The organism is Pantoea sp. V106_11 (assembly GCF_029967885.1).
GTDB classification, from domain to species: domain Bacteria; phylum Pseudomonadota; class Gammaproteobacteria; order Enterobacterales; family Enterobacteriaceae; genus Pantoea; species Pantoea ananatis.
In genome coordinates this window covers 21140-45262 of the sequence record NZ_JASCAK010000020.1, presented here as the reverse complement: position 1 = coordinate 45262, position 24123 = coordinate 21140, and the positions used below count along the sequence as shown (strand labels likewise).

The 24123-nt window shown below is 51.7% G+C and carries 18 protein-coding genes and 1 tRNA gene; 9 read left to right on the top strand and 10 right to left on the bottom strand.

Features of this window, described 5'->3' with window-relative positions; genetic code table 11:
- The first annotated feature begins 6 nt into the window (after positions 1-6).
- Together yejM and QLG08_RS01590 are read left to right on the top strand one after the other, a co-directional pair.
- Positions 7-1761 (top strand): LPS biosynthesis-modulating metalloenzyme YejM, encoded by a 1755-nt coding sequence (yejM, locus tag QLG08_RS01595; protein ID WP_019106559.1) that lies wholly within the window; start codon positions 7-9, stop codon positions 1759-1761.
- A gap of 73 nt (positions 1762-1834) precedes the next feature.
- Positions 1835-1911 (top strand) — tRNA-Pro (locus QLG08_RS01590).
- 105 nt (positions 1912-2016) lie between these two features.
- On the opposite strand, the gene QLG08_RS01585 is transcribed toward QLG08_RS01590, so the two are convergent.
- The 7 genes from QLG08_RS01585 to QLG08_RS01555 form a co-directional block, all read right to left on the bottom strand.
- A complete protein-coding gene (locus QLG08_RS01585; RefSeq protein WP_064352332.1) occupies positions 2017-2202 on the bottom strand; it encodes a hypothetical protein in 186 nt (61 codons plus the stop codon).
- A 96-nt stretch (positions 2203-2298) separates the two neighbouring features.
- Positions 2299-3327 (bottom strand): DUF2891 domain-containing protein, encoded by a 1029-nt coding sequence (locus tag QLG08_RS01580; RefSeq protein WP_042678205.1) that lies wholly within the window; start codon positions 3325-3327, stop codon positions 2299-2301.
- Positions 3328-3551: 224 nt separating this feature from the next.
- Positions 3552-5009, bottom strand: coding sequence for a metalloprotease TldD (gene tldD, locus QLG08_RS01575; RefSeq protein WP_013026463.1), 1458 nt, complete (start codon positions 5007-5009; stop codon positions 3552-3554).
- A 17-nt stretch (positions 5010-5026) separates the two neighbouring features.
- Complete coding sequence (locus QLG08_RS01570; protein ID WP_282472786.1) at positions 5027-6376, bottom strand: metallopeptidase TldD-related protein; 1350 nt, start codon at positions 6374-6376, stop codon at positions 5027-5029.
- Between the two features lie 26 nt (positions 6377-6402).
- Positions 6403-7659 (bottom strand): thioredoxin domain-containing protein, encoded by a 1257-nt coding sequence (locus QLG08_RS01565; RefSeq protein ID WP_105088295.1) that lies wholly within the window; start codon positions 7657-7659, stop codon positions 6403-6405.
- A gap of 29 nt (positions 7660-7688) precedes the next feature.
- Positions 7689-9380, bottom strand: a complete 1692-nt coding sequence (locus QLG08_RS01560) for an ABC transporter ATP-binding protein/permease (protein ID WP_105091623.1) — start codon at positions 9378-9380, stop codon at positions 7689-7691.
- A gap of 28 nt (positions 9381-9408) precedes the next feature.
- A complete protein-coding gene (locus tag QLG08_RS01555; protein ID WP_282472785.1) occupies positions 9409-11565 on the bottom strand; it encodes a TonB-dependent siderophore receptor in 2157 nt (718 codons plus the stop codon).
- Positions 11566-12539: 974 nt separating this feature from the next.
- Between QLG08_RS01555 and QLG08_RS01550 the strand changes: the two genes are divergently transcribed.
- The 5 genes from QLG08_RS01550 to QLG08_RS01530 all read left to right on the top strand — a co-directional run bounded on the left by QLG08_RS01550 (position 12540) and on the right by QLG08_RS01530 (position 16255).
- Positions 12540-13091: a sigma-70 family RNA polymerase sigma factor gene (locus QLG08_RS01550; RefSeq protein ID WP_014594144.1), complete on the top strand. Its 552-nt coding sequence runs from the start codon at positions 12540-12542 to the stop codon at positions 13089-13091.
- The gene (locus tag QLG08_RS01545) at positions 13088-14044 is read left to right on the top strand and encodes a FecR family protein (protein WP_013026469.1); all 957 of its coding nucleotides are present in this window, start codon (positions 13088-13090) and stop codon (positions 14042-14044) included. The genes QLG08_RS01550 and QLG08_RS01545 overlap by 4 nt, the downstream gene beginning before the upstream one ends.
- A 252-nt stretch (positions 14045-14296) precedes the next feature.
- Positions 14297-14995, top strand: coding sequence for an energy transducer TonB (locus tag QLG08_RS01540; protein ID WP_227008702.1), 699 nt, complete (start codon positions 14297-14299; stop codon positions 14993-14995).
- A 49-nt stretch (positions 14996-15044) separates the two neighbouring features.
- Complete coding sequence (locus tag QLG08_RS01535) at positions 15045-15797, top strand: MotA/TolQ/ExbB proton channel family protein (protein ID WP_013026471.1); 753 nt, start codon at positions 15045-15047, stop codon at positions 15795-15797.
- Positions 15798-15823: 26 nt separating this feature from the next.
- Positions 15824-16255: a biopolymer transporter ExbD gene (locus QLG08_RS01530; RefSeq protein ID WP_013026472.1), complete on the top strand. Its 432-nt coding sequence runs from the start codon at positions 15824-15826 to the stop codon at positions 16253-16255.
- 520 nt (positions 16256-16775) lie between these two features.
- On the opposite strand, the gene QLG08_RS01525 is transcribed toward QLG08_RS01530, so the two are convergent.
- Positions 16776-18290 carry an alpha-N-arabinofuranosidase gene (locus QLG08_RS01525; RefSeq protein WP_019106566.1) on the bottom strand — a complete coding sequence of 505 codons (1515 nt, stop codon included), beginning with the start codon at positions 18288-18290 and terminating at the stop codon, positions 16776-16778.
- 41 nt (positions 18291-18331) lie between these two features.
- Positions 18332-19735 (bottom strand): MFS transporter, encoded by a 1404-nt coding sequence (locus tag QLG08_RS01520; RefSeq protein WP_019106567.1) that lies wholly within the window; start codon positions 19733-19735, stop codon positions 18332-18334.
- Between the two features lie 729 nt (positions 19736-20464).
- On the opposite strand from QLG08_RS01520, the gene QLG08_RS01515 reads away from it, so the two are divergent.
- Complete coding sequence (locus QLG08_RS01515) at positions 20465-21718, top strand: mechanosensitive ion channel domain-containing protein (RefSeq protein WP_014594147.1); 1254 nt, start codon at positions 20465-20467, stop codon at positions 21716-21718.
- A 282-nt stretch (positions 21719-22000) separates the two neighbouring features.
- Positions 22001-22204, top strand: coding sequence for a hypothetical protein (locus QLG08_RS01510; protein ID WP_013026476.1), 204 nt, complete (start codon positions 22001-22003; stop codon positions 22202-22204).
- A gap of 184 nt (positions 22205-22388) precedes the next feature.
- Here the strand turns inward: QLG08_RS01510 and QLG08_RS01505 are convergent, their stop codons facing one another.
- Positions 22389-24041 carry a multidrug ABC transporter permease/ATP-binding protein gene (locus tag QLG08_RS01505; protein ID WP_013026477.1) on the bottom strand — a complete coding sequence of 551 codons (1653 nt, stop codon included), beginning with the start codon at positions 24039-24041 and terminating at the stop codon, positions 22389-22391.
- Positions 24042-24123: the final 82 nt, after the last annotated feature.

The following is a 24123-nucleotide window of genomic DNA, read 5'->3' as shown; positions in this document are numbered from 1 at the left end:
CAAACTATGGTAACCAACCGACAGCGCTACCGCGAAAAAGTCTCCCAGATGATTAGCTGGGGACACTGGTTTGCCCTGTTCAATATCTTTTTCGCGCTCATTCTGGGTAGCCGCTATCTGTTGGTTGCCGACTGGCCTGCTTCACTGGCTGGGCGCATTTATGCGTACAGCAGCTGGATTGGTCACTTCAGCTTTATTGTATTTGCCGTTTATCTGCTGATTATCTTCCCGCTGACGTTTGTGGTGATGTCGCAACGTCTGATGCGGGTGATTTCGACGGTGGTCGCCACCGCCGGTTTGACACTGCTGATGGTCGACAGCGCCGTCTTTAACCGTTTCCATTTACACCTTAATCCGGTGGTGTGGGAACTGGTGATTAACCCCGATCAAAGTGAGATGGCGCGCGACTGGCAGCTGATGTTTATCGGCGTGCCGCTCATTTTTCTGGTGGAGATTCTGTTTGCCACCTGGAGCTGGCAGAAGCTGCGTAGCCTGAACCGCCGTTCGTTTGGTAAGCCGCTGGCCGCCCTTTTTATCAGCGCCTTTTTTGCCAGTCATTTGATGTATATCTGGGCGGACGCTAATTTTTATCGCCCGATCACGATGCAACGTGCGAATCTGCCCCTTTCTTATCCGATGACCGCCCGTCGCTTTCTTGAGCGTCACGGCTTGCTGGATGCGCAGGAATATCAGCGCCGTCTGGTGCAGCAAGGCGATCCTGAGGCTGCGGCAGTGCAGTATCCGCTCAGCGATATCACCTTTGCGGACAAAGGCTCACGCGATAACCTGTTGGTCATTACGGTGGATGGTCTGAACAGTGCCAGTGCCGATAACGCCCTGCCGGCGTTGAACCAGTTTGCCAGCCAGAACGTGCGCTTTACCCAGCATTTCAGCGCCGGGGACAACGCAGAAAAAGGCCTGTTTGGCCTGTTCTACGGCATCTCCCCGAGTTATATGAACGGTGTTCTGGCACAGCGGACGCCGTCTGCCCTGCTTACTGCACTGAGCACCCAGGGCTATCAGTTTGGCCTGTTCTCGTCAGAGGGTTTTAGTCAGCCACTGTATCGTCAGGCGCTGCTGTCCGACTACTCTCTGCCCCCCAGCGAGGAGCAGCCCAATACCAGCACCGTTTCACAATGGCAAAGCTGGCTGAGTGCCCAAAAAGGCGATGGTACGCCCTGGTTCTCCTGGGTGGCGCTGAACGGCCCAAGGGTGAGCGGTGATAACGACAAAGCACGTCAGCGAAGCTATATGCGGCAGGCTCCTGCCCTCAATGAACAGATTCAGGCCATCCTTACCACACTGCAACAACGTGACTTACTGAAAAACACCGTGGTGGTCATTACCGCTCAGCATGGTGTGGCGCTGGATGGCAATCCGGACAACGAAGGCAATCGCCAGACCTTGCAGGTGCCACTGGTTATTCACTGGCCGGACACGCCCGCGCAGACGGTGACTCGGCTTTCCGATCATCAGGACGTGATGGTGACCCTGATGCAGCGCCTGCTGCATGTGCGCACTAATCCGGTCAACTATGCTCAAGGCGAAGATCTGTTTGCTGCTCAGCGTCGTCATGACTGGGTCACCAGTAGCGAAGATAATAAGCTGGTCATTACCACGCCTAAAATCACGCTGGTGCTGAACAATAACGGCAGCTACCGTGCTTACGACGCCAGTGGAAATGTATTGAAAGATCACAAACCGGAACTCGCGCTCTTGTTGCAGGTGCTCACAGAAGAGAAACGTTTTATCGCTAACTGATTAATAATGAGGCAGTTAGTTGCCTGATCGCTTGCATTCGTGCAGAGAATCAGTAGACTAGCTTTCCAAAGTTCGGCACGTAGCGCAGCCTGGTAGCGCACTGTCATGGGGTGTCAGGGGTCGGAGGTTCAAATCCTCTCGTGCCGACCAAATTATCCCTTAAAAAACCAACCTTTACGGTTGGTTTTTTATTGCCTGCGATTGGTGAGGGTAAAACAATGGTAAAACCAGCCATCATTTTGCTGTGATCAGATATCAGAAGCGCGTGGCATGAGACAACGCCGCTTCGCACATCATCGTCCAGTACATTTCTGCCCTCGTGCCCCAAAAACGTCCCACGCCCGCACCCAGCAAAAGCGCAGGCTCTAGCGTCAAGATGCCAAACGGCGTCAACGTCTTTGCCGCAAACGGACCGCGCTTTGTCATTGAAAACAGCGTCATGACAAATTCCCTGCGATATCTACAGGACCATCGGTTTACTGCTACGTATCTTGTTATCGTAACCTCAGGATGCCGGAGAGGATCTCAAACGCTAGATCACGTTTGATGATGAGCCTGGCCGTCAACAGGCGACGCCAAAGCCAGCAGTGCAAAGCTGGCAAGCCAGTGGCCGCCGCTGTAATGGCTGCCCACCACGTGAGGGAGACTGGCTGTCAGATGCCGTTCGGCTGCGGCCTGAAGCAACGAGACTGCGGGATGAGCGTTTGGCAATGCAACAGCAAGATGCCTAAAGCACCAGGCTCTGCTGAGATTCAATCCGTCAAGATGTGTGATGGTGGGATCGGTACGATCGCTGACCTCTGCAGGCTGCATCAGCGCGGTCTTACTGGCGATATCAGGTAGAAATGCATCGAACCAGTTGGCGAAGTTAACGGTGACTTTACTCATTAACATGGCTTCCGTTAATGCACCAGAAAGGTATTCGTCCCCACCGGGTTCATAATGTGCTGGATAATCAGTGTCCTCGCGGTAAAAACGTTCTGCGACATTAACGATGACGTTTTCCAGCAAGCTGTCCTCTAAAGTGCGTGCGTAATCCAGTGCTAACATCAGCGCAAAGGCTGAATTGGTATGGGTCCCGACCCGAATAGCGTAGGTCAGCTTACTGAAGTAGTCGATAAAGCGACTGCGAATGTCCTGCGTCAGTGGCTCAAGCCTCTGATACCACTGTGCAGCCTGCGGCAAGGCAGATTTTTTCAGCTCCCCGGATAAGCCAAGCAACCATGCATAACCGTAAGGACGTTCGAACGCCGTGCGAAACGGTACGGTAAAATAAGCACGTTCCTGCGCGATATTTTCTTCAGTAAAATGCGCATGAAAAACAGCAATGATTTCATCACGGCATGACAACGTGGGATAAAGGCTCAGGGCACGGAGCAACAGCCAATAACCGTGTACCGCAGAGTGCCAGTCGTAGCAGCCATAGAAAACCGGATGCAGTACACGTGGCGACAAGGCATCACTGTCATCAAGCATTAAGTGTACAAGATGACTGGGATATTCCTGGCGCAAATAGGTTAATGGCATCCGGGCAAATGCATCAGTCCAGGATGGCGTTAATTTCATCATCATTCCTTACCCGAGAAAGCGTTAACCGTCTCAAGATTCCCCTTACCGCCAGTCAGTGACGGCAGGTTCATTTTTGGCTTATAAAACACATGATCGCTGCGGGCTCTGGCGCGTCCGCAGCGCGCGCAAACGCTGGCATCGACATTTGAACAGCGGTCAGCCCACCCGTAGCGTCCGTCAAAGCGACAAGCGCCACAGACCGGTTTCGTCGGATGATGACCTCATCGCTGGCGCGTGCCGCCAACGATGAGGTTATCCACTTTAAGCGTCGGTTGCCCTACGCCCACTGGAACATTTTGTCCCGATTTCCCGCAGGTGGCGACGCCACGATCCAGGGCCAGATCGTTGCCAACCATGCTGATCTGCTGCAGCGTTTCCGGTCCCTTTCCGGTCAGCGTGGCGCCTTTAACCGGTGTTGTAATTTTGCCGTCTTCGATCAGGTAGGCCAGCGCGCTTTGAAAGCTGTATTGGCCACTGACGATATCCACCTGTCCGCTGCCCAGGTTAGCCAGATATAATCCACGTTTAACAGACGCAATGATCTCCTCAGGTTCATACTGGCCATTACGCATAAAGGTGTTTGTCATGCGCGGCATAGGAAGATACGCGTAGGACTGACGTCGGCCATTGCCAGTGGGGGGAAGTTTCATCAGACGGGCACTCAGGCTGTCGTGCATATAACCTTGCAGAATACCGTCTTCAATCAATGAGGTGCACTGCGTCGGGTGCCCCTCATCATCTGTATTGAGCGAACCCCGGCGCCCCTGTAGCGTGCCGTCATCGACGATATTCACCCCAGGTGGTGCAACTCTCTCTCCGATGCGCCCTGCGTAAACTGAGGTACCCAGCCGGTTATAGTCACCTTCAAAGCCATGCCCCATCGCTTCATGCAACAACATGCCGGGCCATCCGGCGGCAATGACAACAGGCATTCCGCCGGACGGGGCCGCAACCGCCTCTAAATTTATCAGTGCTGAATCCACCATCGTGCGTAAAGTCTGTTGCAGCACCTGATCGTTGAACATGTTGAAATCGCCGCGCCCACCTATGCCGGTCGTGGCCGACTCACGGACGCCCCGCTGCTCGACGATGACGCTGACCTGCAACAGCAGCATCGGACGAATATCTGCAGCCTGATAAAAATCATGGCGCAGGACATAGTTAACCGAATGGGACAATCGAAGGCTGGCCGTGACCTGAATCACCCGTGGGTCAAGCGCACGAGTCATTTGGTTGATTTTTTCGAGCAGACTGATTTTCTCTGCCGCCTCCCATGCCACTAAGGGATCGCGGGAGCCGATATGCGTTGACTCGGGCCGGGCTTTAACAGGTTCAGGCAGGGCGAGACAGCAATGCTTAGCGATGGTCCGCACCGATCGCGCGGCTTCGCGCAAATGTTTGAGATCAAGATGCTGAGAATAAGCGAAGGCGGTCTGATCGTACTCTACCGCACGCAGGCCGAACCCCTGATCGACATCAAACGATCCAAAGTTCACCACGCCATTTTCCATTGCCCAACTTTCATGGCGAAGACTCTGCACATATAAATCTGCGTAATCGACCCGATGGACGAGAATCCGTCCCATGATGTCCTGTAGCAGGGCATCGCTCAGGCCGTAGGGTTCCAGCAATTGCTGTTTGGCCTGTACCAGGCGAGTGGTTGTGCCTGTTTGACTCATAGTAAAACTCCTTTGGCTCAGCGTCCTGCCACCTGAAGGTTATCAATTAATACAGACCCGGAAGTCAGTGCACCCTGGGTTATCACGTCAGTCCCGATAGCCACAATGTTGCGCAACATTTCGGCCAGGTTACCCGCCACCGTAACGCCATCAACGGCGTACCGTATTTGCCCGCCTTCAGCCCAAAAACCCCGCAGGCTTCGCGAGTAATCACCGTTAATCAACCGTGGCCCGCCGCCGCTGAAACTGGTCACGATCAGCCCGGTATGAAGTTTTTTTACCATCGCGTCGAAATCATCGCCCTTCTGCGTCAGGCTGCTGGTCAGAGACAGGTTTCCCGGCCCCCAGCCATTCCCGGTCGGAGCCATATCAAGATGGCGCGCGGCATAAGCCGAGAGGAAAAAACCCGCCAGAATCCCCTGATTAACGATCTTGCGGGTTGTGCCGCCGATACCGTCGCCGTCGAATGACCGGCTGGCGAGCCCCTGCGGCGCGAAGGGATCTTCAGTGACGCTGACGTGGTCGCTGAAAACCGTCTCGCCCAGTCTGTCAGCGAGGAAGCTGTTACGGTGATACAGCACGCTACCGCTGGTCGCCTGAACCAGATGGTCAAGCAAAGACAGCGCACATTTAGCGTCAAACAAGACCGGACAGCGCTGGCTGCCCTGAAGCGGGGCAGTATCCAGCGCCGCTATCGCGCCATTTCCAGCCCGGCGTCCGATCTCTTCCGGTGCCATGAGTGACTGGGCGTGGCGGGCAACCGAGAAATGGAAATCCAGCAGGCTGCGATTCTGCTTACGGGCCAGCGCGCGGGCTGCCATCAGGTGATTGCTCTGGCGTTCGCTGCAGCTAAATCCATGACTGTTCATGATGAAGCAGTCCGAGTGCCCGGTGTGCACGGTAACACCGTCGCTAATGACGTCGTCACCCGCTGAAACAATCCCGGCCTCTATGCGCTGTGCCAGTGCTGTCGCATCGGCTTCGTCGAGGTTCCAGGGATGCCAGAGGTCCAGTTCGTCCGATGCACGGCAAAGAAAGCGTGCCTCCGCCAGTCCGGCGAAACGATCTTCGCCGGTGTAACCTGCAATACGGCATGCGGCCTGCACCGTTTCACGCAGGCTTGCAGACGAATAGTTCGTTGAGCTGGTCGTTCCCTGATGATGACCTCGGTAAACGGTGAGAAACAGGCTGGATTGACTGGCGCGGGTGCGCGTTTTTAACCGGCCCTGACGCATTTCAAGTAGCAGTCCTGTGCTTTCGTTAAACATCACCTGCGCATCGGAAGCCCCTTCCTGCAAGGCCATCCTGATAACGCTGTCAGCCAGGTCCGACAGCTGAACCCGGCTGTGCGCCAACGTATTTGCCATAGCGGCCCCCTGTTTATGCATCATTATTAAAGGTCCGGTGCCGCGGCAAGCAGGCGATTCAAAACCGTCTGCGATGCTGTGCTTATTGGCAGCGCAAGCTGCAACAGGTTTTGATGAAGCGCGTTTTCTTTACTAATAAATTCACCATTTAGCGACTTCCATTCTTCTCTGAGCTGGGCGATCTCCCCCTGAGTGAGCTTGCCCGTCGGCGTTTGACGCTCTTTCGCCATAAACCATCCCATTCGCTTCTCTGGTGTGGCGCGATCGTCGTCGCTCCAGCCTGAGTGGATTTGCATAATGTGGAAATGCGCCCAGTTCATATTTTTCGTGATGATGTCCCACCGTTCACCGTCGGTCGTAACCGGAAACGGTGAAAGATGTTGGATCATCATGGCGACTATCTTTTCCAGCTGTCGGTCTGACGTTTGGAAGCCAGACAACAGGGAAGATGCCAGATTGCCAATATCGGCCCAGGCCTGCGGTGTCGTTTCGCGTCCGGCAAACCGGTCGGCGCACAGTGTTTGCCACTGCGCCAGTAGCGTTATTAGCTCGGGCGCACGCAGATGATTATCCCAGGGGAAGAACCCATCGCTCAGCCACCACTGCATAAACGCTGGTGGCACCAGCCGGTAATCTTTACCTGCCCGTAACGCCCCAAACAGGCCTTCCACCTGTTCCACCGTGAGATATTCACAACGGTCAAGCAGGCAGCCCAGTGCAGCGGAAAGCCCGGTGATACGTTCAAATGCATTACTGTCGGGTTGATGGACCATCGCCGCCGCAAGGGTGCCTTTACCCTCGATCCAGTAGCGACTCTGGCCCGTGGTAATCTCTCGCTCGCGGGCATGTCGCAGTACACGTGCCGCAATAAAAGCGAGCAGTTCGTCATCCCCATAGAAACTGCCCCATTCCAGACTTTCGTCCTGCTGTACGTGCACTGTGGGTACCGAGATGTTGACCTGATGGTTGGCAAGCCATTCGTTGAGCTGAGCCAGAGACTGAGCGCCCACTAACCGAACCGGGTCCTGAGCCGGGTTAAACAGCAATAAGGTGGGAATGCCCCGTACGCTAAAGCGCTGCATGATGGAAGGATATTTTTCGACATCAAGTTTGGCGACCAGTAAATGTCCCGCCGTGTTGCGGGCCAGCTTATCGATAATCGGCGACATCGCTCGGCAAGGCGCGCACCAGGGGGCCCAGAGATCGACGAGAACCGGTAACTGAGCATCGGCCAGAAAGACATCAAGCTCAAGATCGGTTAATTCAATGGATTTATGCGTCATAGTGTTTCCTTTGCAAGCGTTAACGCTCATTAACGGGCCGTGAGCGTGAGAATATGAGGGTGGAAGTGTTCAAGCTCTTTACGGTGTGCCACGCTGATAAGCGTACAGTTGGGCAACTGGTCGATAAGCGCCTGATAAAGTCGGTTTTCTGTCTGCGGATCGAGTGCGCTGGTCGCTTCATCAAGAAACAGCATTTCGGGTTTGTGCAACAGCACCCGGGCCATCGCCAGCCGTTGCTGTTCGCCGCCGGAGAGCACCTGCTGCCAGCGGTCAAATTGTGTTAACGAAGCGGCGTGAGCCTCCAGGCAACAGTCAATTAACGCCTGTTGGCACTGCTGATCGGTAAAAACGTCAGGTTCAAGCGGATAGGTCAGCGCACTTTTTAACGTGCCTACCGGGATATAGCTTTTCTGGGGTAAAAAAAGCGTACGAACAGACTCGGGGGCAATAATAGTGCCTTCGCCATAAGGCCAGAGCCCGGCGCAGGCGCGTAATAGCGTGCTCTTACCACAGCCCGAACGGCCGCGAATCACCCAGCGCTCGCCCGCCTGTACCTGCCAGTGCGGCAGATGGGACAGTAACGAACCATCTGGCTGCCGAAGCGTCAGGTTCTCGCACTGCAGGCGCGTCCCCTGGTGCTTCAGTAAAATCCCTGAGGGCTTATCGCGCGCTTTATTTAACGCCCAGAGCAGATCACGAAGTCGGTTGGACAGCGCCATCCAGTTGGTAAATGACTGATAAGCCTGTGGGAAAAAAGAAAGCGTGCTAAGCAAGGTTCCGTAGGCCATCGTGATCTGCGTCAGGCCGCCCATCGTTATTTTTCCCGACAGTAGCAACGGGAGTGCCAGCAGCGTGGGTAAGGGCGAAAATACCTGCGAAAAAAAGCTCTGGAAAAAGTTGAGTCTGAACGTCTTACGCATCATCAGCAGGGTATTGGCGCGCACCCGTTCAAAGCGCGAAAATAGCCGCCGCCGTTCACGCTCTCCACCTTCAAAAAAAGCAATTTGCTCGGCGTTTTCCCGAACCTGCATGCCAAGGAAACGAAAGTCAGCTTCCACCGTTTGTTTATTCATATTCACGCCGATCAGGACTTTACCCAGCCAGTGCGCCAGCGCGAGATGGGCAACAGAATACAAATAGACGACAATCACCATGTAACCGGGAATAGATAATGTCGTGCTGCCCAGGCTAATGGATAACGCGCCTGATAATCCCCACAGCACAATGGTGAAAGTGACCATGTTGACCAGCACATTAATAATGTTGGTCGATAAATTGATTGTGACGTCGGTAAAAAGATTGATATCTTCCGCAACGCGTTGATCGCTGTTGCTGATAACGTTGTCCCGTTCTAACTGATAATAAGCAGGATGTTCTGTCCAGCGTTCCACAAAGCGAGCGGTCATCCATGTCCGCCATCGCAACGTGAGATAGTTTATCGCCAGTACGCTTATCAAAGGCAATACCGTGGTTAACGCGCCGATAATCAGGCTTTCAATCATGACATTGCTGATTACCGGCCAGTTGAGTGCGACCAGTGCATCGGTTAATTTTCCGTGTAGCCTGTTCAATGCGACAAAGGCATAGGTCGTGGTAAAATTAATTATCAGGATGACAGCCAGTAATAATATAGCCAGCCATTTCTCTGATGATATCCAGAAAGGATAGATTAATTGCCACGTACCCGGACGGTTATCATCCGATGGAATTTTATTTACCACGTTAGTATACTCTGGTGATTTACATGTATCAGAACGAATAAGTCAGCGTCAGACGTGCTGTCCTGTCAGGTTTCACACTGATAAACTGAGGGGTTGAGGTGTAATAATAGAGCGTGCGATTAAATATATTATTCACGCCCAGCGTCACCGTATATTTAGGCTGATGATAGAAAACGGAGGCATCCGTTTGGGCCCAACCGCCCTCTTTAAAATAGTTGTTTCTGTAACCGTTCCAGGTACTGCTTGCTGCCTGTACCCCGACACCCGCACCCAGTCCCTGTAATTTTCCTTGCTGTATTTCATAGGTGGTCCAGAGGCTCGCGGTATGTTTTGGCTGACCCACAACTTTGCTTTGGTAACCGATAAGTGCCGCGTTGTCGGGATCTTTTGACTGAGAGAAAGTATAACTGGTGGTGATATTCCAGCCCGGCAATATCTGACCATTTAAATCGAAATCGAAACCTTTGGTTTCCCTTCCCTGTGTCCCGACTGGTTGACCGGCAAAATTCGTAATAATGAGATTTTTTTGAATAATGTCAAAGGCTGACGTCGTAATCGTCAGGTTATCGTCGAGCAGACTGAATTTAAAGCCGGCCTCCTTCGATTTTCCTGTGGAAGGTGCAAATGCACTTCCGGTCCGGGGGTCCAGCAATCCACTTGTCTGAAAACTGTTGAGTAAATTAGCATAGACGGTGACCTCAGGCGTAATGTCATAACTCACACCGTAGCTGGGCACCCATTTCGTTTCATCTGAAAAGGTAATTAAAGTGCGCGTTGGTGAAACATAGGCTGTCGATTTTGACGTCCATTGCGCTCGCTTGGCGGACAATTGCAGATGCAGCTTTTTCCAGAAATCAATCTGGTCCTGAAGAATAATTCCCTTTTGTTGTTCGAGCGTATTATAGTTTTTAGCGGTTGGATCGGGTATTGGCGGAAAAGAAAGGCTGTCAGGATTGTTATAATTTCCCGTCGTGAAGATTCGCCCTTGAGCAAGTTCCCAGTCGGTGGTCTCTGTATGTTGGTAATCATAACCCATCAGAACATTATGGGTTAATGGCCCGGTATCGAATTTGCCCCGGATATCGTTCTGCAGGCTTAAGGACGTGGTGTCCTGTCTGATACCCAGCTCGTGGCTCAGTAAATTGCCATTGCGCGCAGCATTGTAAACTTCATGAACGCGGAAATTATTCACGCTGTCCACATAAGCGGCTTTACTGTTAAACGACCAGTTATCTGACAGATCCTGCTTCAGTTCATAATAGGTAGTTTTAGAATCAAGAGCGAAGTGGTCATCTTTATCACCCAGTCGGTATTCAGGCAGTTTTAAAATATGGCCGTTACTATAAAGAGTTGCTGCAGGGCCTGATTTTCGGGTATTGGTAAATTCGGCGCCCACTTTTATATGTGTTTTTTCCCCTTCCCATGCGAGAACCGGTGCAAGGTAGTCGGCACGATTACCATTAAAATCCGGGAAGCTGTTATCGGAGTGCATGGTGGATGCATTAAGGCGGTAGCGGAACGTTTTATCGTCGTTTAATGGTCCGCCGAGATCGATTGCGGTTTTGACTTCACCGTATTTGGCCACCTCGACTTTTATTGTATGCAGTGGATAAGCCGTCGGCGCTTTACGGACAAGGTTAACCGAACCCGCAGGTGAGCTGTTTCCTGCTAATACCGCCTGTGGTCCTTTTAATACCTCAATACGCTCAACACCATCAATACTGGAGTAACCCAAAGGGCTGCCGTTTACCGCGTTGCTGGGATTGGATACGCCGTCTGTGGAACCTGAGGTGATGGCAAAACCTCGGATGCTAACGCCATTTTGTCCGCGATTACCGGTACTAAGATTGACCCCTCCTACGTTACGCAGCGCATCTTCCACAGAGGTGGCCTGCTGATCGTCCAGCACTTTGCGGCTGATGACCTGAACGGACTGTGCCGTATCCTGCAGGGATAAATTGGTGCGCGTCGCAGAACTCGACATTGATGGATTATATACCGTTTCATCTTCGCTGCGTTCTGCCTCACCGTTAACGGTAATCGTTGGCAGAGTCTGACCGCTGTCCTGCGCAGCTTGCAAATCTGAGGCGGGTTTAACCGGCGAGGTGGGATTCATCGCATAGATAGTCAGCGTACCATTAGGCGTGGTAGTGACGGAAAGTGGCGTTCCCTGCAACTGTTGCAAAATAGCCTGCCTCAGCGTGAAGTGACCTTTAATCTGTTTAGCCTGGTAAGGCGCCACCAGTTTAGGATCGAACGAGATGGTTTGATGACTTTGACGGGCTATCGCTAATAAACCTTGCTCCAGAGAACCCGAAGGCACGGAATAATTGATTGCCGCAGGCGCTGCAGCATAACCTTCCTGCAACGCAAGTAGCGGAAAGGCAGTAATGGCCAGGGCAATATTTACCGCCAACGCCAGACGGCCTTGGGTAAAATACGTTTTCTTTGCATGATGCGGTGCTTCGTTCATTGCTACAGCTCCAGCAGAAAAGGTAAAGGGACTACGTCATATTGTTATGAGTCGATTATTCTTCTCAGTAGGTATGTGCAATGAGATTTAAAAAGTGACACCTCATTAGGGTGTTTGTGTGAAAAAAATCACTTAACTTGAAAACATTAATAATATTAACTATTTAAATTCAAAATTAATTTATAAGTTATTCATCACTGTGTAACCCAACGCCGAGTGAACGGCGACGCATTAGCGCACCATTCTGGTGCTTAATTGGATGTGAGCTTTTACTGGGCGCTCTCTGGTGAATCAACACTCGCATCAATGACGCTTCACGTCAGGAAGATGAAACGCGTTAATAAAAAAAATCATACTCTTGTCTTTCGTTCTGTCTTGTCTCCGCCGTCAGCGACAGATGAACGCAGCACCTTTGCGGTGCAGCCTACTGAGGCTGGCCTTCAAGCGTCAAAAAGATGGCACAAGAGAAGTGAGTGGCAGAGCGTAACGATGCATTTATAACAAGCTGAATAGTAATAAATAAAAAAAATAAACTTAAAAAAGAAAAGTCCGGAAACACATTGGCCTTTCTTTTGCTTGGTAGGCAAAGGTTTTTCCCACAATAAGCTGCACCTTAGCGCAAGGTAGAAAGTGGGTTCCATTTCTCGGTCTTTATTGAGGCGCTGAGAAAGGTGTTAAGTTTTCAGATGGGGGACATTATGCCTGCCGACATGACCGATCGTTCAGATATATTAACGCTTATTTTTCGCAGCGATTATCGCTGGCTGACGGATAAATTACGGCGTCGAATTAGCTACGGCACCATGGCAGAAGATATCGCTTCTGAAGCGTTTTTACGTCTGGCGGCAATTCCGGAACTGCCCCACATTCGCGAGCCGAGGGCCATGCTGACGACACTGGCCCAGCGCGTGTTATATGAAAACTGGCGACGCCGCGACCTTGAACAGGCTTATCTCAAAGCTCTGGCAGATAGCCCGCAGCATTGTCACCCCTCGCCCGAAGAACTGGAGATGGTGATGGAGTCTTTACTGGCTATCGATCGCGCTCTGGATGGCCTGTCCGTAAATGCGAGAAAGGCCTTTTTGCTCAACCAACTGGATGGCATGACCTATGCTGAAATCGCTAAAGAGCTTGGCGTATCAGCCAGTATGGTGCGTAAATATGTGGCTAAAGCACTGACGAATTGTTATCTGGTGGCTCAGGGTCAATCTGACCCGATGGCGGGACATCACAAATGAAACTTACCCAGCGTCCCGACGACGTCGCGCAGGAAGCAATTGAGTGGATGGTGCTGTTACGCTCGGGCGATGCCACAGAAGATGACTTCCGGCAGTATGAGCGCTGGCGTTATTCCGACGATCGTCACGACGCCGCCTGTGCAAAAATTGAAGCAACGTTGGGTAAGATTCAGACGCTAAACCACAGTATACCCACAGAAAATCTGCGCCAGACGTTGCTTGCGCCGTCAAGCCGCCGTCAGTTCCTGCAAAAAGCCTGTGGCGTTGCCGCGTTAGGTGTGTTCAGTGGGTTGATATTAAACCAGCGATATCCTTTGCCCTACCTGTTATCCGATGCTTATACCGATACCGGACAGCGGCGCAGGATCCAACTTAACGACGGCAGCACGCTGGATATGAATGCCCGCACGGCGTTGAATATTTCGCTGGATGAAACCTTGCGCAAAGTGGAACTGCGCACCGGTGGCATCATTGCCGAAGTGGTCGACGATCAACGCCCGTTCACCATTGCCACCCACGCAGGGCGAATTCTTGCGCAGGAAGCCCGTTTCCATGTTCGGCAGGAATCGAGCGGTATTCATTTGGCCGTCCTGAACGCGGTGGTAAAAGTGACCAATCGAAACGGTGACAGTCGGCAGGTTCAGGCAGGCCACGGTCTGTGGTTCGATCATCAGTCGTTTATTCCGCTGGGCGTCTCGCCCTATGAGGAAACCGCATGGACGCAGGGTCGCCTGGAAGTGAAAGATGCTACGCTGGGTTCCGTGATTAACTCACTGAAAAATTACAGTCCTGCCGTCATTCGCGTCGCCCCGGCCGTCGCTGACCTGCGAGTCAGCGGCAACTTCCCGCTTGATAATATTCCCTACACGCTCGACGCGCTTGCCCAAACAATGCCGATTGCGATCACTCGCACTACGAATTACTGGATCAGGATCGAGCCGGCCGCGTCATAAAAATTTGCGTTTTTTCTTCCCCGGCCGGTGTCATTTTTTCATTCTCGTTGCACATACAGGATAAGTCTTCCAGAAACTGCTGCTGAGAATCATTGAGCAGTAGCGATTTATCGTGAGGTAGTAGTGAAAGCAGAGCGCCTTATTTTCAAAGATCATCTTTCAGTGCCTGGAATACCAACGGCTCCCCTGATTGCTCCGCAAGGCGCGCAGAGTTCCTGTAAAAAAAATCTGCCAAAGCTGGCGGTGAGCGCGGTGGTTATCTTGCACCTGGCACTGATTGCCATGGCTATTACCCACACCACTCAATACCATCCGCTGAATATTATTAATCCCGCGACCCAAACCAGTATTGAAGCAACCATGGTCGAGGCGCCCGCTGAACCCGTACCGGTTCCGGAGGTCGTCAAAGCGCCACCTGTCCTGACCGCCGATAACAGCACGCGCGAAATCGATCAGGATGACGTCAAGCCGGTTGTACCGCCACCTGAGCCAAAAGTCGTGCCGCCTAAGCCCAAACCAAAGCCAGTTGTTCGACACAAAACGTTAACGGAAAAAACGCACCCGGTCGAACCGGTTAAACCTTCACCCGTGCAAAATGCAAAAGTGGCGGAACGAACGGCGATTCCCGCCACGTCTCAAGGGCAAATGCTGAAAAGCGTACCGAATGCTGCCCCCAGGAATGTCGCCACAGTGGGTTGCCAGGTACCGGCTCCGGACTATCCACGTAGGGCGAAACGGCTTCAGGAACAGGGCGAGGTGCTAATCCGCCTGATCATTAACTCCGATGGCACGGTGAAACACCGCGAAATTGCACGGAGCAGCGGCTTTGACGATCTGGATCAGGCGGCAATGGAAGCCGTTTCGCGAATACGCTGTAATCCTTACATGGAAAACGGCCAGGCGATTTCCGTTATGACGATTCAACCCATCACGTTCAAATTATCCAGCTAGGGCAGGATGATGATGAGCGGGCGCTTTTCTTACTAATTGAGGATGCATTATGAATGAGTTTGGCATTGAACATGTATGGGAACAGGGTGACATCATTACCCGGTCAGTGGCCATTATCCTGCTAATTATGTCGGTCATGTCCTGGTCGGTCATTGTTATAAAATGCATACAAGGCGCGGGCATGAAAAAGATAGCCCACCGCACCAAGCATTTATTCTGGAGTCAAAAGACGCTACCGGCAGCCATTGATACCTTGGGTGCCAACGGTAACAACCCGTTTCGCGACCTTGCCATCGCCGGACACGCGGCCATGTCCCACCAATATACGATTGAAGCAGGCATCAGCAACAATCTGGATATTAGCGACTGGCTGGCCCGCGCCCTGAAAAACAGTATCGACGACAGCGCTGCCAATCTGCAATCAGGCCTGGGGATCCTTGCCTCCATTGGCAGTACGGCGCCATTTGTAGGTTTGCTTGGCACCGTTTGGGGGATCTATCATGCACTGCAGTCCATCAGCATGGCCGACCAGCCCGATCTGGCTCACGTTGCCGGGCCGGTGGGCGAAGCGCTTATCATGACGGCATTTGGCCTTTTCGTGGCTATCCCGGCAGTTCTGGGGTTTAACACCATAAGTCGTCGCAACCGCGCCCTTCAGCACGCCATCGCGCGTTTTGCCAACGACCTGCACGCTTATTATCTTACCGGCTCACGTATTACGTCTAACGTAGAGGAACTGCACGCTGGCGATAAAGCTCAGTCGAGCCCTGTTCAGCCATTTCGCGCCAGTCAGCCAGTTTAGCGCGGCCTTCTCAGGAGACGTGAAAAATGAGTATGTCAGGTAAATCACAGTTTGAGTCAGATGACGATCCGCTGGTCAATGATATTAATATGACCCCTTTTATTGATGTCATGCTGGTATTGCTGATTGTCTTTATGATTACCTTGCCGGTGATCAATCCGGCGGTAAAAGTCAATTTGCCCAAAGCTAACGCCAGCATGGTCGATAAGAACATTAAATCAGTGAATATCTCGCTGACGGCCAACGGGAATATTGCCTGGGATAAAGAAACACTCGATGACGCCGCCTTTGTAGCCCGGCTGCAGGATGCGGCAAAACTGCCTGAACCGCCGCATATCCGTATCTATGCGGATCAGGGAACCCCGTATGGGCGAGTGGCCTTCGTGATGACAAGTGCCCAGAGTGTTGGTTTAACAAAGTTTGATTTTGTGGTGGATAAAAAAGTGCCGGCTGCCTGAGCGTCATTTAACTGCATTTGTCAATAACAGATAAAAAACACAGGCTGTTCGATAGTCAGGAATGCCTGTGCCGAGCGGGTTAATCAATGATCAACAGCGAATAAAGGCCAATATGCGCTGTTAAAAAAGCATCATGCCAGGATTTCGTTTAAGGGAAACATTTATTCTGATGCGTAGAACGTCGCCCCGATAAACAGGGTTCATGGTTCCGGAAAGGCGCGATAAACAATGATAAAAAAACCACGCGCTGTCAGATTGTCGATTGTCGCTGCGGCCGTATGGGGCGAAGGTTTTTTACTGGAACCTATTATCCAATATCAGTCATGAACGGGAATTTGATAAAAGGTCAATTGCCTTTATCTCCTCACGTTATATCGTAAATCTGGCCGAAATCCTGGAGTAAGGCGATTGATAAACCCGGCCCAGTTCGGTCAAAACCCACGCGATAGTGGGTTTTGAGTGGCTCCGCCGCTTCATCACCTTCGCCAGAAACATCCGACACTGGCGGGTTTATCCCTGTTCAGCATTGCAGATCGATCAGCACCATGTTCCAGCTAAGAGGCGGGAGCGACACCTGTTTCTGGCGACGCTGCTCATTTGTCAGCGTGCGGGGTTGCGGCACCACATTATCCGGCTGAGAGAAGGTATTTCTGGCATCCAGCGCATGGCCGGCTAACACGATATGTTGTGAGAGTACTCCCTCACCAAACGCATCCAGCATAAACCTGATGTCTGTTGCGTCATGGTCGTGTGTATTGAGCGCAAAGAAGGCAATTTGCTGCCTCTCTTCATTGTACACCGCCGCGCTTTGTACCTGCCGGGTTTCGCCATGCACCGTGTTAACGGTGGGAACGTTGGCAAAATAGCGCAGCGCGTGCCCGCGTCCATACTGGCTCACCATCTGGAAAGGCCAGAAGATGGTCTGGCGAATCACCTCGCCGCCGGGGCGGGTAAAGATGGGAGCAATCACATTGACCAACTGGGCCAGCGACGCCATTTTCACCCGGTCACAATGATTGAGTAATGAACACATCAGCCCGCCAAACGTCAGCGCGTCCAGGAAGGTATAAGACTGCTCCAGCAGGGGCGGCGCTTCCTGATAAAGGTTGTTGGGATCGATAAAGTGATCCTGCCACGGTTCGCCTTCGATTGACCAGATGTTCCATTCATCAAACGACAGCATCATCTTTTTATCGCTGCGCAGTTTGGCTTTTACATAGTCCGCCGTGGCCGTGATGGTATGAATAAAATCATCCATTCTCTGGAACGACGCTAAGAAATCCTGCGGGTTACCGGTGCTGTTTTCAAAATAATGGTGGCATGAAAGGTAATCGATCTGATGATAGAGCCCTTCCAGAACGATACGATCCCATTCCGGGTAGCTGGCCTGTAACGAGTTAGAGCTGCCACAGGCGACCAGCCTGATATCCCGGTCGACCCAGCGCATGATTTTTGCCGTTTCCCGCGCTTTTTTAACGTAATCCTCCGCGCTCAGCTGCCCGGTTTGCCACTCGCCGTCCATCTCATTACCCAGGCACCAGAGTTTAAAATTATACGGCGTTTCCCGACCATGCTGGATGCGCAGATCGCTGAGCGCAGTGCCGGACGCCAGATTACAGTATTCAATAAAGTAACCGGCCTCCTGCGGCGTACCTGTGCCAAGGTTGACGGCGATCATTGGCGTCACCGCATATTTCTCACACCAGGTGGCGAACTCATCGATGCCAAACTGGTTGCTTTCTTTCGTCAGCCACGCGTAATCCAGCCTGACCGGGCGCTCGGCTTGCGGGCCAATGCCGTCACGCCAGTTATAGCCCGAGACAAAGTTACCACCGGGATAACGTACGGTGCTAATCCCCAGATCCTGCACCAGTTCCCCCACGTCCTGCCGAAAGCCGTGTTGATCCGCCGTAGCATGCCCAGGTTCATAGATGCCGCTATAGACAGCGCGCCCAAGATGCTCAACAAAGGAGCCGTACAGGGCATCGTCCACCTGGTCGATGTAGTTTTGTTTTTGGAAAAAGTACGTAATCATTTTCTTCCCTTCTGTCTTCATAACGAATTACGGATAAAGGCTTACTCGGGATGCGTTGAGAACAGATCGTCTTCAATGGTTTTCATTTTGGCTGTGGTCAATATGTAGCGCGAACGGACCAGCCACACAGACAGCAGATAACCCACGACGGGAATCCAGACCATCAGCGCATAAATCCCGGCGATGGCGCGGCTGCTTTGCACAGCAATGTTGGCCTGATAACCGGTGACCGACAGAACAGCCCCCACAATCGCGCCGCTGACGGCCAGCGCAATTTTGAGTGAAAACAGGTTGCCAGAGGCACAGATCCCAGACAGGCGCTTGCCTGTTTTCCAGTCGCCATAGTCATCAACGTCACCGATAAACGACCACAGGATAGGCGCACCAATCTGATGAATGACTGACAGGATAAAAAACCAGCCAAACACCAGTACCACGTTCTGGGCGGGCAAAAAGAAGAACACCACTGACATCGCCAGCGCGACCGCTTTGCATGCCTGATAAACCTGAACCTTACACCACCGGTTCGTGAAAAACGGGGTAATGTAAGAGCCAAGAATACCGGCAACAATGCCGGTGCTCAGGAACAGCGTGGCGTAGTAATCGTTTAATCCCATCACGTACTTCGCAAAGTAGATACAGGCGGCGCCGCGCACAAAAGAAGGGATACAGTCCAGAAACATGGCAAAGACACAGACGACCCACTGATCGTTTTTTGTGATTTGCCGGATAATAGTGAAAATGGATTCTCCGGCATTGCTCTTGGGTGTAATGCGCTCCCGGGTGGTTGCCACACAAAAAACAAACAAAAACAGGGAAATGATGGCAAAAATGGTGATGACCCAGAAGAAACCGATTTGCCGGTTTCCGTTACCGAAAAAGGCCACCATTGGCAGTAATGTCAGCGTGCAGAACAGGCTGGCGAGCCCGGCGCCCATAAAACGGAATTGCTGACAGGACACCCGTTCTTGCGCGTTGGTAGTGATTACGCCGCCCAGCGAGCAGTAAGGAATGTTAACCCCTGAATAAAGCAGCGACAAAATCAGATAGGTAATAAAGGCATACATGACCTTTGCATGGCCCTGTAAATCCGGTGTGTAAAACATCACCATACAGCTAATGGCAAAGGGTACGGCAAAGCCTATAATCCAGGGACGAAAACGGCCCCATCGCGTCGCGGTTTTATCAATATAAGCGCCGTAAAAGGGGTCGAAAACCGCATCGGCAAATCGTACAACAAGAAAGATGGTCGCCACCACGCCCGGCGCAAGGCCAAATATATCCGTATAGAAAAACGACAAGAACATGGTTATTGGATTAAACAACATATTGCAGGCCGCATCGCCGGCGCCAAAACCGGCTTTTTCAATAAAGCCCACTCTGCCCGAGCGCGCCGACTGAACACGACCACCGGGGTGACTGCTAGAGATAGTGTGAGTTTTCATTTTCCACCTTCCTGAAAAGAGGTGGAGATAAGCATATGTTTTTGAGGTGTTTTTAACCTACAGCATGCCTCTCATAAGTCAAATTACGGCGATATCCTCCATATATTTAGCGTAAATAGCTATAAATACAGAGTGTAAAACCCGCATTTTGCAGCGCCTTTTAATCAGGCCGACAACATTTCACTAAGAAAAAAAACACGCCTGAGCGACAGCAGGAACAGGTTCAATAAAATCATGAGCATCGGGAAAATATAACCTTAATTCAATGATGCTCATTTATATGCAGGGAGTTAACGCGCGCATAGCATCCCCGGTTCAATATGACGATACTGATATCTGCCTGTCCTGAGTAACCGAAAGGCTAAAGACCTGTTGCCGAAACTGACCGTTATGAGGCGGCGAAAAATACCTCTGTGGCACAGTACAAAGCCGGTTACCCATGCACTGCCCTGGTGAACGCGCCAGCGCTCGCAGGACGCGTACGTGAACCTCAGCACAGGCAGTACAGTCATGGCCTGAACGAGCCAGACTTTCGTTGACTGCCCCGCTCTGCCGCCCCTGTTCACGCGTCAGACAGGCTGGCGATGCCACAGGCGTAAAGTGGCACTATGGCATGATAAATCAATTCAATTAACTTATCCCTCGCACGACGTTCAAACGCACGCTACGCTTATCGCCATTATCAGGTTTGTGATTGAATACAGACAAATTTCCAGGCATACGATTAACATGAATTATTTGAACGACATACAACACTTTATCGAGAACAAACCTGCTCTTTCCATTGCTATTAACATCGTTGTGTTGATTGTCGCGGGCCTGGTTGCGCATCTGATTTGTAAGTTTTTGGTTGTCAAAGTCGTACGTAAGGTGTTCTTCAGCAGCCATAAAAATCAGGTGCCGCTGGACAAAGACGTCAGGCTGTCTGAAAAGCTGTCTAATTTTATTCCGGTGATCACCGTCTACTTCCTGCTGCAGTTTATGCCGGACTTACCCGAGCATCTGCTGATTGCCATTAAGACCATCTGCGGCATTTTGTTTATGGTCTACCTGTCGCTGTTCTTTAATGAAGTACTGGAGATTATCAATATCTCCTACGTAAAAAAGTCGAAACGTAAAAACCATTCCATTAAAGGCTATATCCAGGTCGGCAAAATTCTGGTGCATATCATTTCGGCGATTATGATCCTGGCTATCATGTCGAATAAGTCGCCAGTCATTATTATCTCCAGTCTGGGTGCGGTGGCAGCGGTACTGATGTTGATATTTCAGCACACTTTACTGTCGCTGGTGGCGAATATACAGCTCTCTTCGAATGATGTGTTGCAGCTAGGCGACTGGATAGAGCTTCCGGTCAATAATATTAGTGGAGAAGTAGTGGATATCGCCCTTCACACCATTACTATTCGCAACTGGGACAATACTCTGTCCCGCGTTCCCACCAAAACCTTTCTGACCGAAACCTATACCAACTGGCAGGCCATGTTCTCATCCGGTGCACGCCGGATCATGCGCAGTTTCTACATTGATCAAACGTCCATAAGCTTTGTAAATCACGCCATGCTGGAGCCCATGACGCAGATTCGCGGCATTAATGAACAACTGTCCAAACTTATGGATGGTCGCGAACTGAGTGCCGTCGGCGATCGCTGGTTCGTTGAAAATGGCATGACGAATTTGATGATCTTTCGTCACTATCTCACCGCCTGGCTGGCTCAGCGAGATGATATCCATAAAGAGATGTATATCGTGGTGAGGTCAATGAAGCCGTCTTCTGAGGGGTTACCCATTGAGATCTACTGCTTTACGTCGTCAGTGCTTTGGGTCGATTATGAACATACCCAATCGGCCATCTTCGAATACGTATATGCCATCGCTAACGTCTTTTCGCTGCGCATTTACCAGCGTCCTGCAGGCAGCGACCTGAGTTTTCTGGCTCAGGAACGTCTTCGCCCTGAGAGTGAGCATGAAGCCCAGACCTGAAAACCTCTGGTTGGCCTGCTGCCTGACAGACATCAACAGGACTAAACGATTTCTGTTTGCCGGGCTGTGATGAACAGCCCGCTGCTGATGGTTGCAATATCAGGCTTTCCCGATAAACTGCTAAAAAATCACCATTATTGATATTAATTAATGAGTTAGTGATAAACCCTTAATGTCTAATGCTTCACAAAAATCACAAATAAGACAGCAGTTCATCAAACTGAAACATTTTTGTCATAAAAAACGCTTATTCTGTTTCCTCCTGAAATCGAGGGTACAGATATGATCATCCAAGCTAAAAACCTGAAGGATGCAGAAAATTTACTGCACTCAGGTATCAATAAGGTGGAGCTGGCATACGACATCGGTTGTGACGATTTCTTTCGTCTGGCAAGTCAGTGGTGCGATCGCGGTGCGCGCATCAGCAAAGGCCAACAACATTTTGTCGTTTCACTGAAAAACTTCTCCATCCCGCCAAACGATTGATTATAACAAGCTACCAACCTCACACCGCGTTACAGCAAAGCAACGTGTGATTTCAAGCGCCAACCAGACCTTTTCTAAGCCGCTCACCCTGAGCGGCTTTATCCTTTATGCATCAACCCTCTGCCCCTCTTCTGAGTGTGGTAGTCAGGCATCGGGCAGCCTCGTCAATCGCGTTCATCAGACATCATAATCCGGTATCGGTCAGCCTGACGGCATCCAGGCTGGCGTGGTCGCGAGCATGGCCGGTTAATTCGTACAGATTACCCTCACGCATTTCCAGCAGACGATCGGCATGAATAAAGTAGTGGTCGTCGTGGCTGATGGCGAATACCGTTTTACCGGCGGCCTGTAACGCCGGTAGTAGTTCACGATAGAAAACCCGGCGGAAATGGGGATCCTGATCGGCTGCCCACTCATCCAGCAGCAGGACATCGCGCTGTTCAGCCACGGCCAGCAGCAACGCCAGCCTTTTACTTTGCCCTTTTGACAACTGCAGATTCAGGATCTTATTCCCTTCAATCTTTAGCTTGTCCTGCATTTTAAGCTTTTCCAGCCACTGCTGAATCCGGGCGGGTGACGCCGGATCGCCTTTGCTGTCAATCAGGCGATCAAACAGATGGACATCGGTAAAGACGGCGGAAAAGTGTTTGCGCCAGCGATCGAGGTCGCCCATATCAACCGGTTTGCCATCGATTAACAGGCTGCCGGACTGAGGGCGATACAGTCCGGTGAGCAGCATGGCCAGCGTCGATTTGCCGCTCCCGTTACCGCCGATTAAAAACACCAGCTCGCCGCGCTGGAGCCGCAAGTTAACCGGTCCGACCTGGAAACCGTTATCGCCGTAGTGAAAGGTCACATCTCGCAATTCAAGCGTCTGCCAGTCGGTTTCGCCGTTAAAGGCGGGAAAGTCAGGTTCATAGGGCGCGAGATCAAAGGTATTGAGCTTACGAAAGGCGACCTGAGCGCTCAGTAGCGTAGGCAGAGCGCCGACCGCGGACAGCAGCGGCGTGCGCAAAAAAAGCAACGTCAGGGAAAAGGTGGCCGCGACGGCCGTATTGGCCCATCCCAGACTGTTAGCCATGTAAAACACCATCCCAATAGCGCCCAGCATCATGATGTTTGACCAGTTAACGGCACTGAGATGAAAGGTATCGGCACGCACAATATGGTGCCGGTAGGTGTTGGCGTCCTGCTGATAAACCGTTTCATAGATGAGTCTGGCACGCTCACGGTTAAGCTGTAGCTCTTTACGCCCCTCGATCACCGTCTGGTAATCGCGGTAGAGATTGTCTTCGACATCGCGTAGCTTCGCCATATGCTGATAAACCCGCGATACCAGCATCCAGCCGCCGATGATGGTCACCACCAGCCAGCCGCTGGTGACCAGCAGCATTCTGGGTGACAGCCAGGCAAGATACAGCGCTGAACCGAGCGTGATAATGATGCCCTGAATTAACTCAGGCAATCGGACAAAAGCGAGGGTGATTGCCCGGACATCGCTGGTTAATCCCGCCAGCAGTTGTGCGCTACCAATCTGTTCGACGCGCTCCACGCGCGTGTCCAGGATACGCTTGATAAATTCGCCACGCATGCGCCAGACAAACTGATGGCCCAGCCAGGTCAGCGCCAGCTGTGAGGCCAGCGTTACGCCCATCAGCATCACGACCTGGAACAGAAACGCGGGCAGAACAGTCAGGGAAGTATTCACGGCGACGATCATTTCGCTATTGATAAAAGCAATCATGCCAATACCCAATGCGGCACTCAGCAGGGTGAGCAAAATTACGCCAATAAACGGCCAGCGATACTGGCAGAAAACCACATTCAACAACGCCATAGAACCTTACCAGACATGAAAATCAGCCTGCAGTGTAATGTGATGGCAAATGATAGCAATAGTTATTCGCACTTTGCGCGGG

Excerpts from the sequence above, each read along its gene's own strand:
- QLG08_RS01545 (WP_013026469.1), top strand. The coding sequence starts at position 13,088 with ATGAAACTTACCCAGCGTCCCGACGACGTCGCGCAGGAAGCAATTGAG.
- QLG08_RS01565 (WP_105088295.1), bottom strand. The coding sequence starts at position 7,659 with ATGACGCATAAATCCATTGAATTAACCGATCTTGAGCTTGATGTCTTT.
- tldD (WP_013026463.1), bottom strand. The coding sequence starts at position 5,009 with ATGAGTCAAACAGGCACAACCACTCGCCTGGTACAGGCCAAACAGCAA.
- QLG08_RS01535 (WP_013026471.1), top strand. The coding sequence starts at position 15,045 with ATGAATGAGTTTGGCATTGAACATGTATGGGAACAGGGTGACATCATT.
- QLG08_RS01580 (WP_042678205.1), bottom strand. The coding sequence starts at position 3,327 with ATGAAATTAACGCCATCCTGGACTGATGCATTTGCCCGGATGCCATTA.
- QLG08_RS01520 (WP_019106567.1), bottom strand. The coding sequence starts at position 19,735 with ATGAAAACTCACACTATCTCTAGCAGTCACCCCGGTGGTCGTGTTCAG.
- QLG08_RS01530 (WP_013026472.1), top strand. The coding sequence starts at position 15,824 with ATGAGTATGTCAGGTAAATCACAGTTTGAGTCAGATGACGATCCGCTG.
- QLG08_RS01505 (WP_013026477.1), bottom strand. The coding sequence starts at position 24,041 with ATGGCGTTGTTGAATGTGGTTTTCTGCCAGTATCGCTGGCCGTTTATT.
- QLG08_RS01570 (WP_282472786.1), bottom strand. The coding sequence starts at position 6,376 with ATGGCAAATACGTTGGCGCACAGCCGGGTTCAGCTGTCGGACCTGGCT.
- QLG08_RS01550 (WP_014594144.1), top strand. The coding sequence starts at position 12,540 with ATGGGGGACATTATGCCTGCCGACATGACCGATCGTTCAGATATATTA.
- QLG08_RS01585 (WP_064352332.1), bottom strand. The coding sequence starts at position 2,202 with ATGACGCTGTTTTCAATGACAAAGCGCGGTCCGTTTGCGGCAAAGACG.
- yejM (WP_019106559.1), top strand. The coding sequence starts at position 7 with ATGGTAACCAACCGACAGCGCTACCGCGAAAAAGTCTCCCAGATGATT.
- QLG08_RS01525 (WP_019106566.1), bottom strand. The coding sequence starts at position 18,290 with ATGATTACGTACTTTTTCCAAAAACAAAACTACATCGACCAGGTGGAC.
- QLG08_RS01510 (WP_013026476.1), top strand. The coding sequence starts at position 22,001 with ATGATCATCCAAGCTAAAAACCTGAAGGATGCAGAAAATTTACTGCAC.
- QLG08_RS01515 (WP_014594147.1), top strand. The coding sequence starts at position 20,465 with ATGAATTATTTGAACGACATACAACACTTTATCGAGAACAAACCTGCT.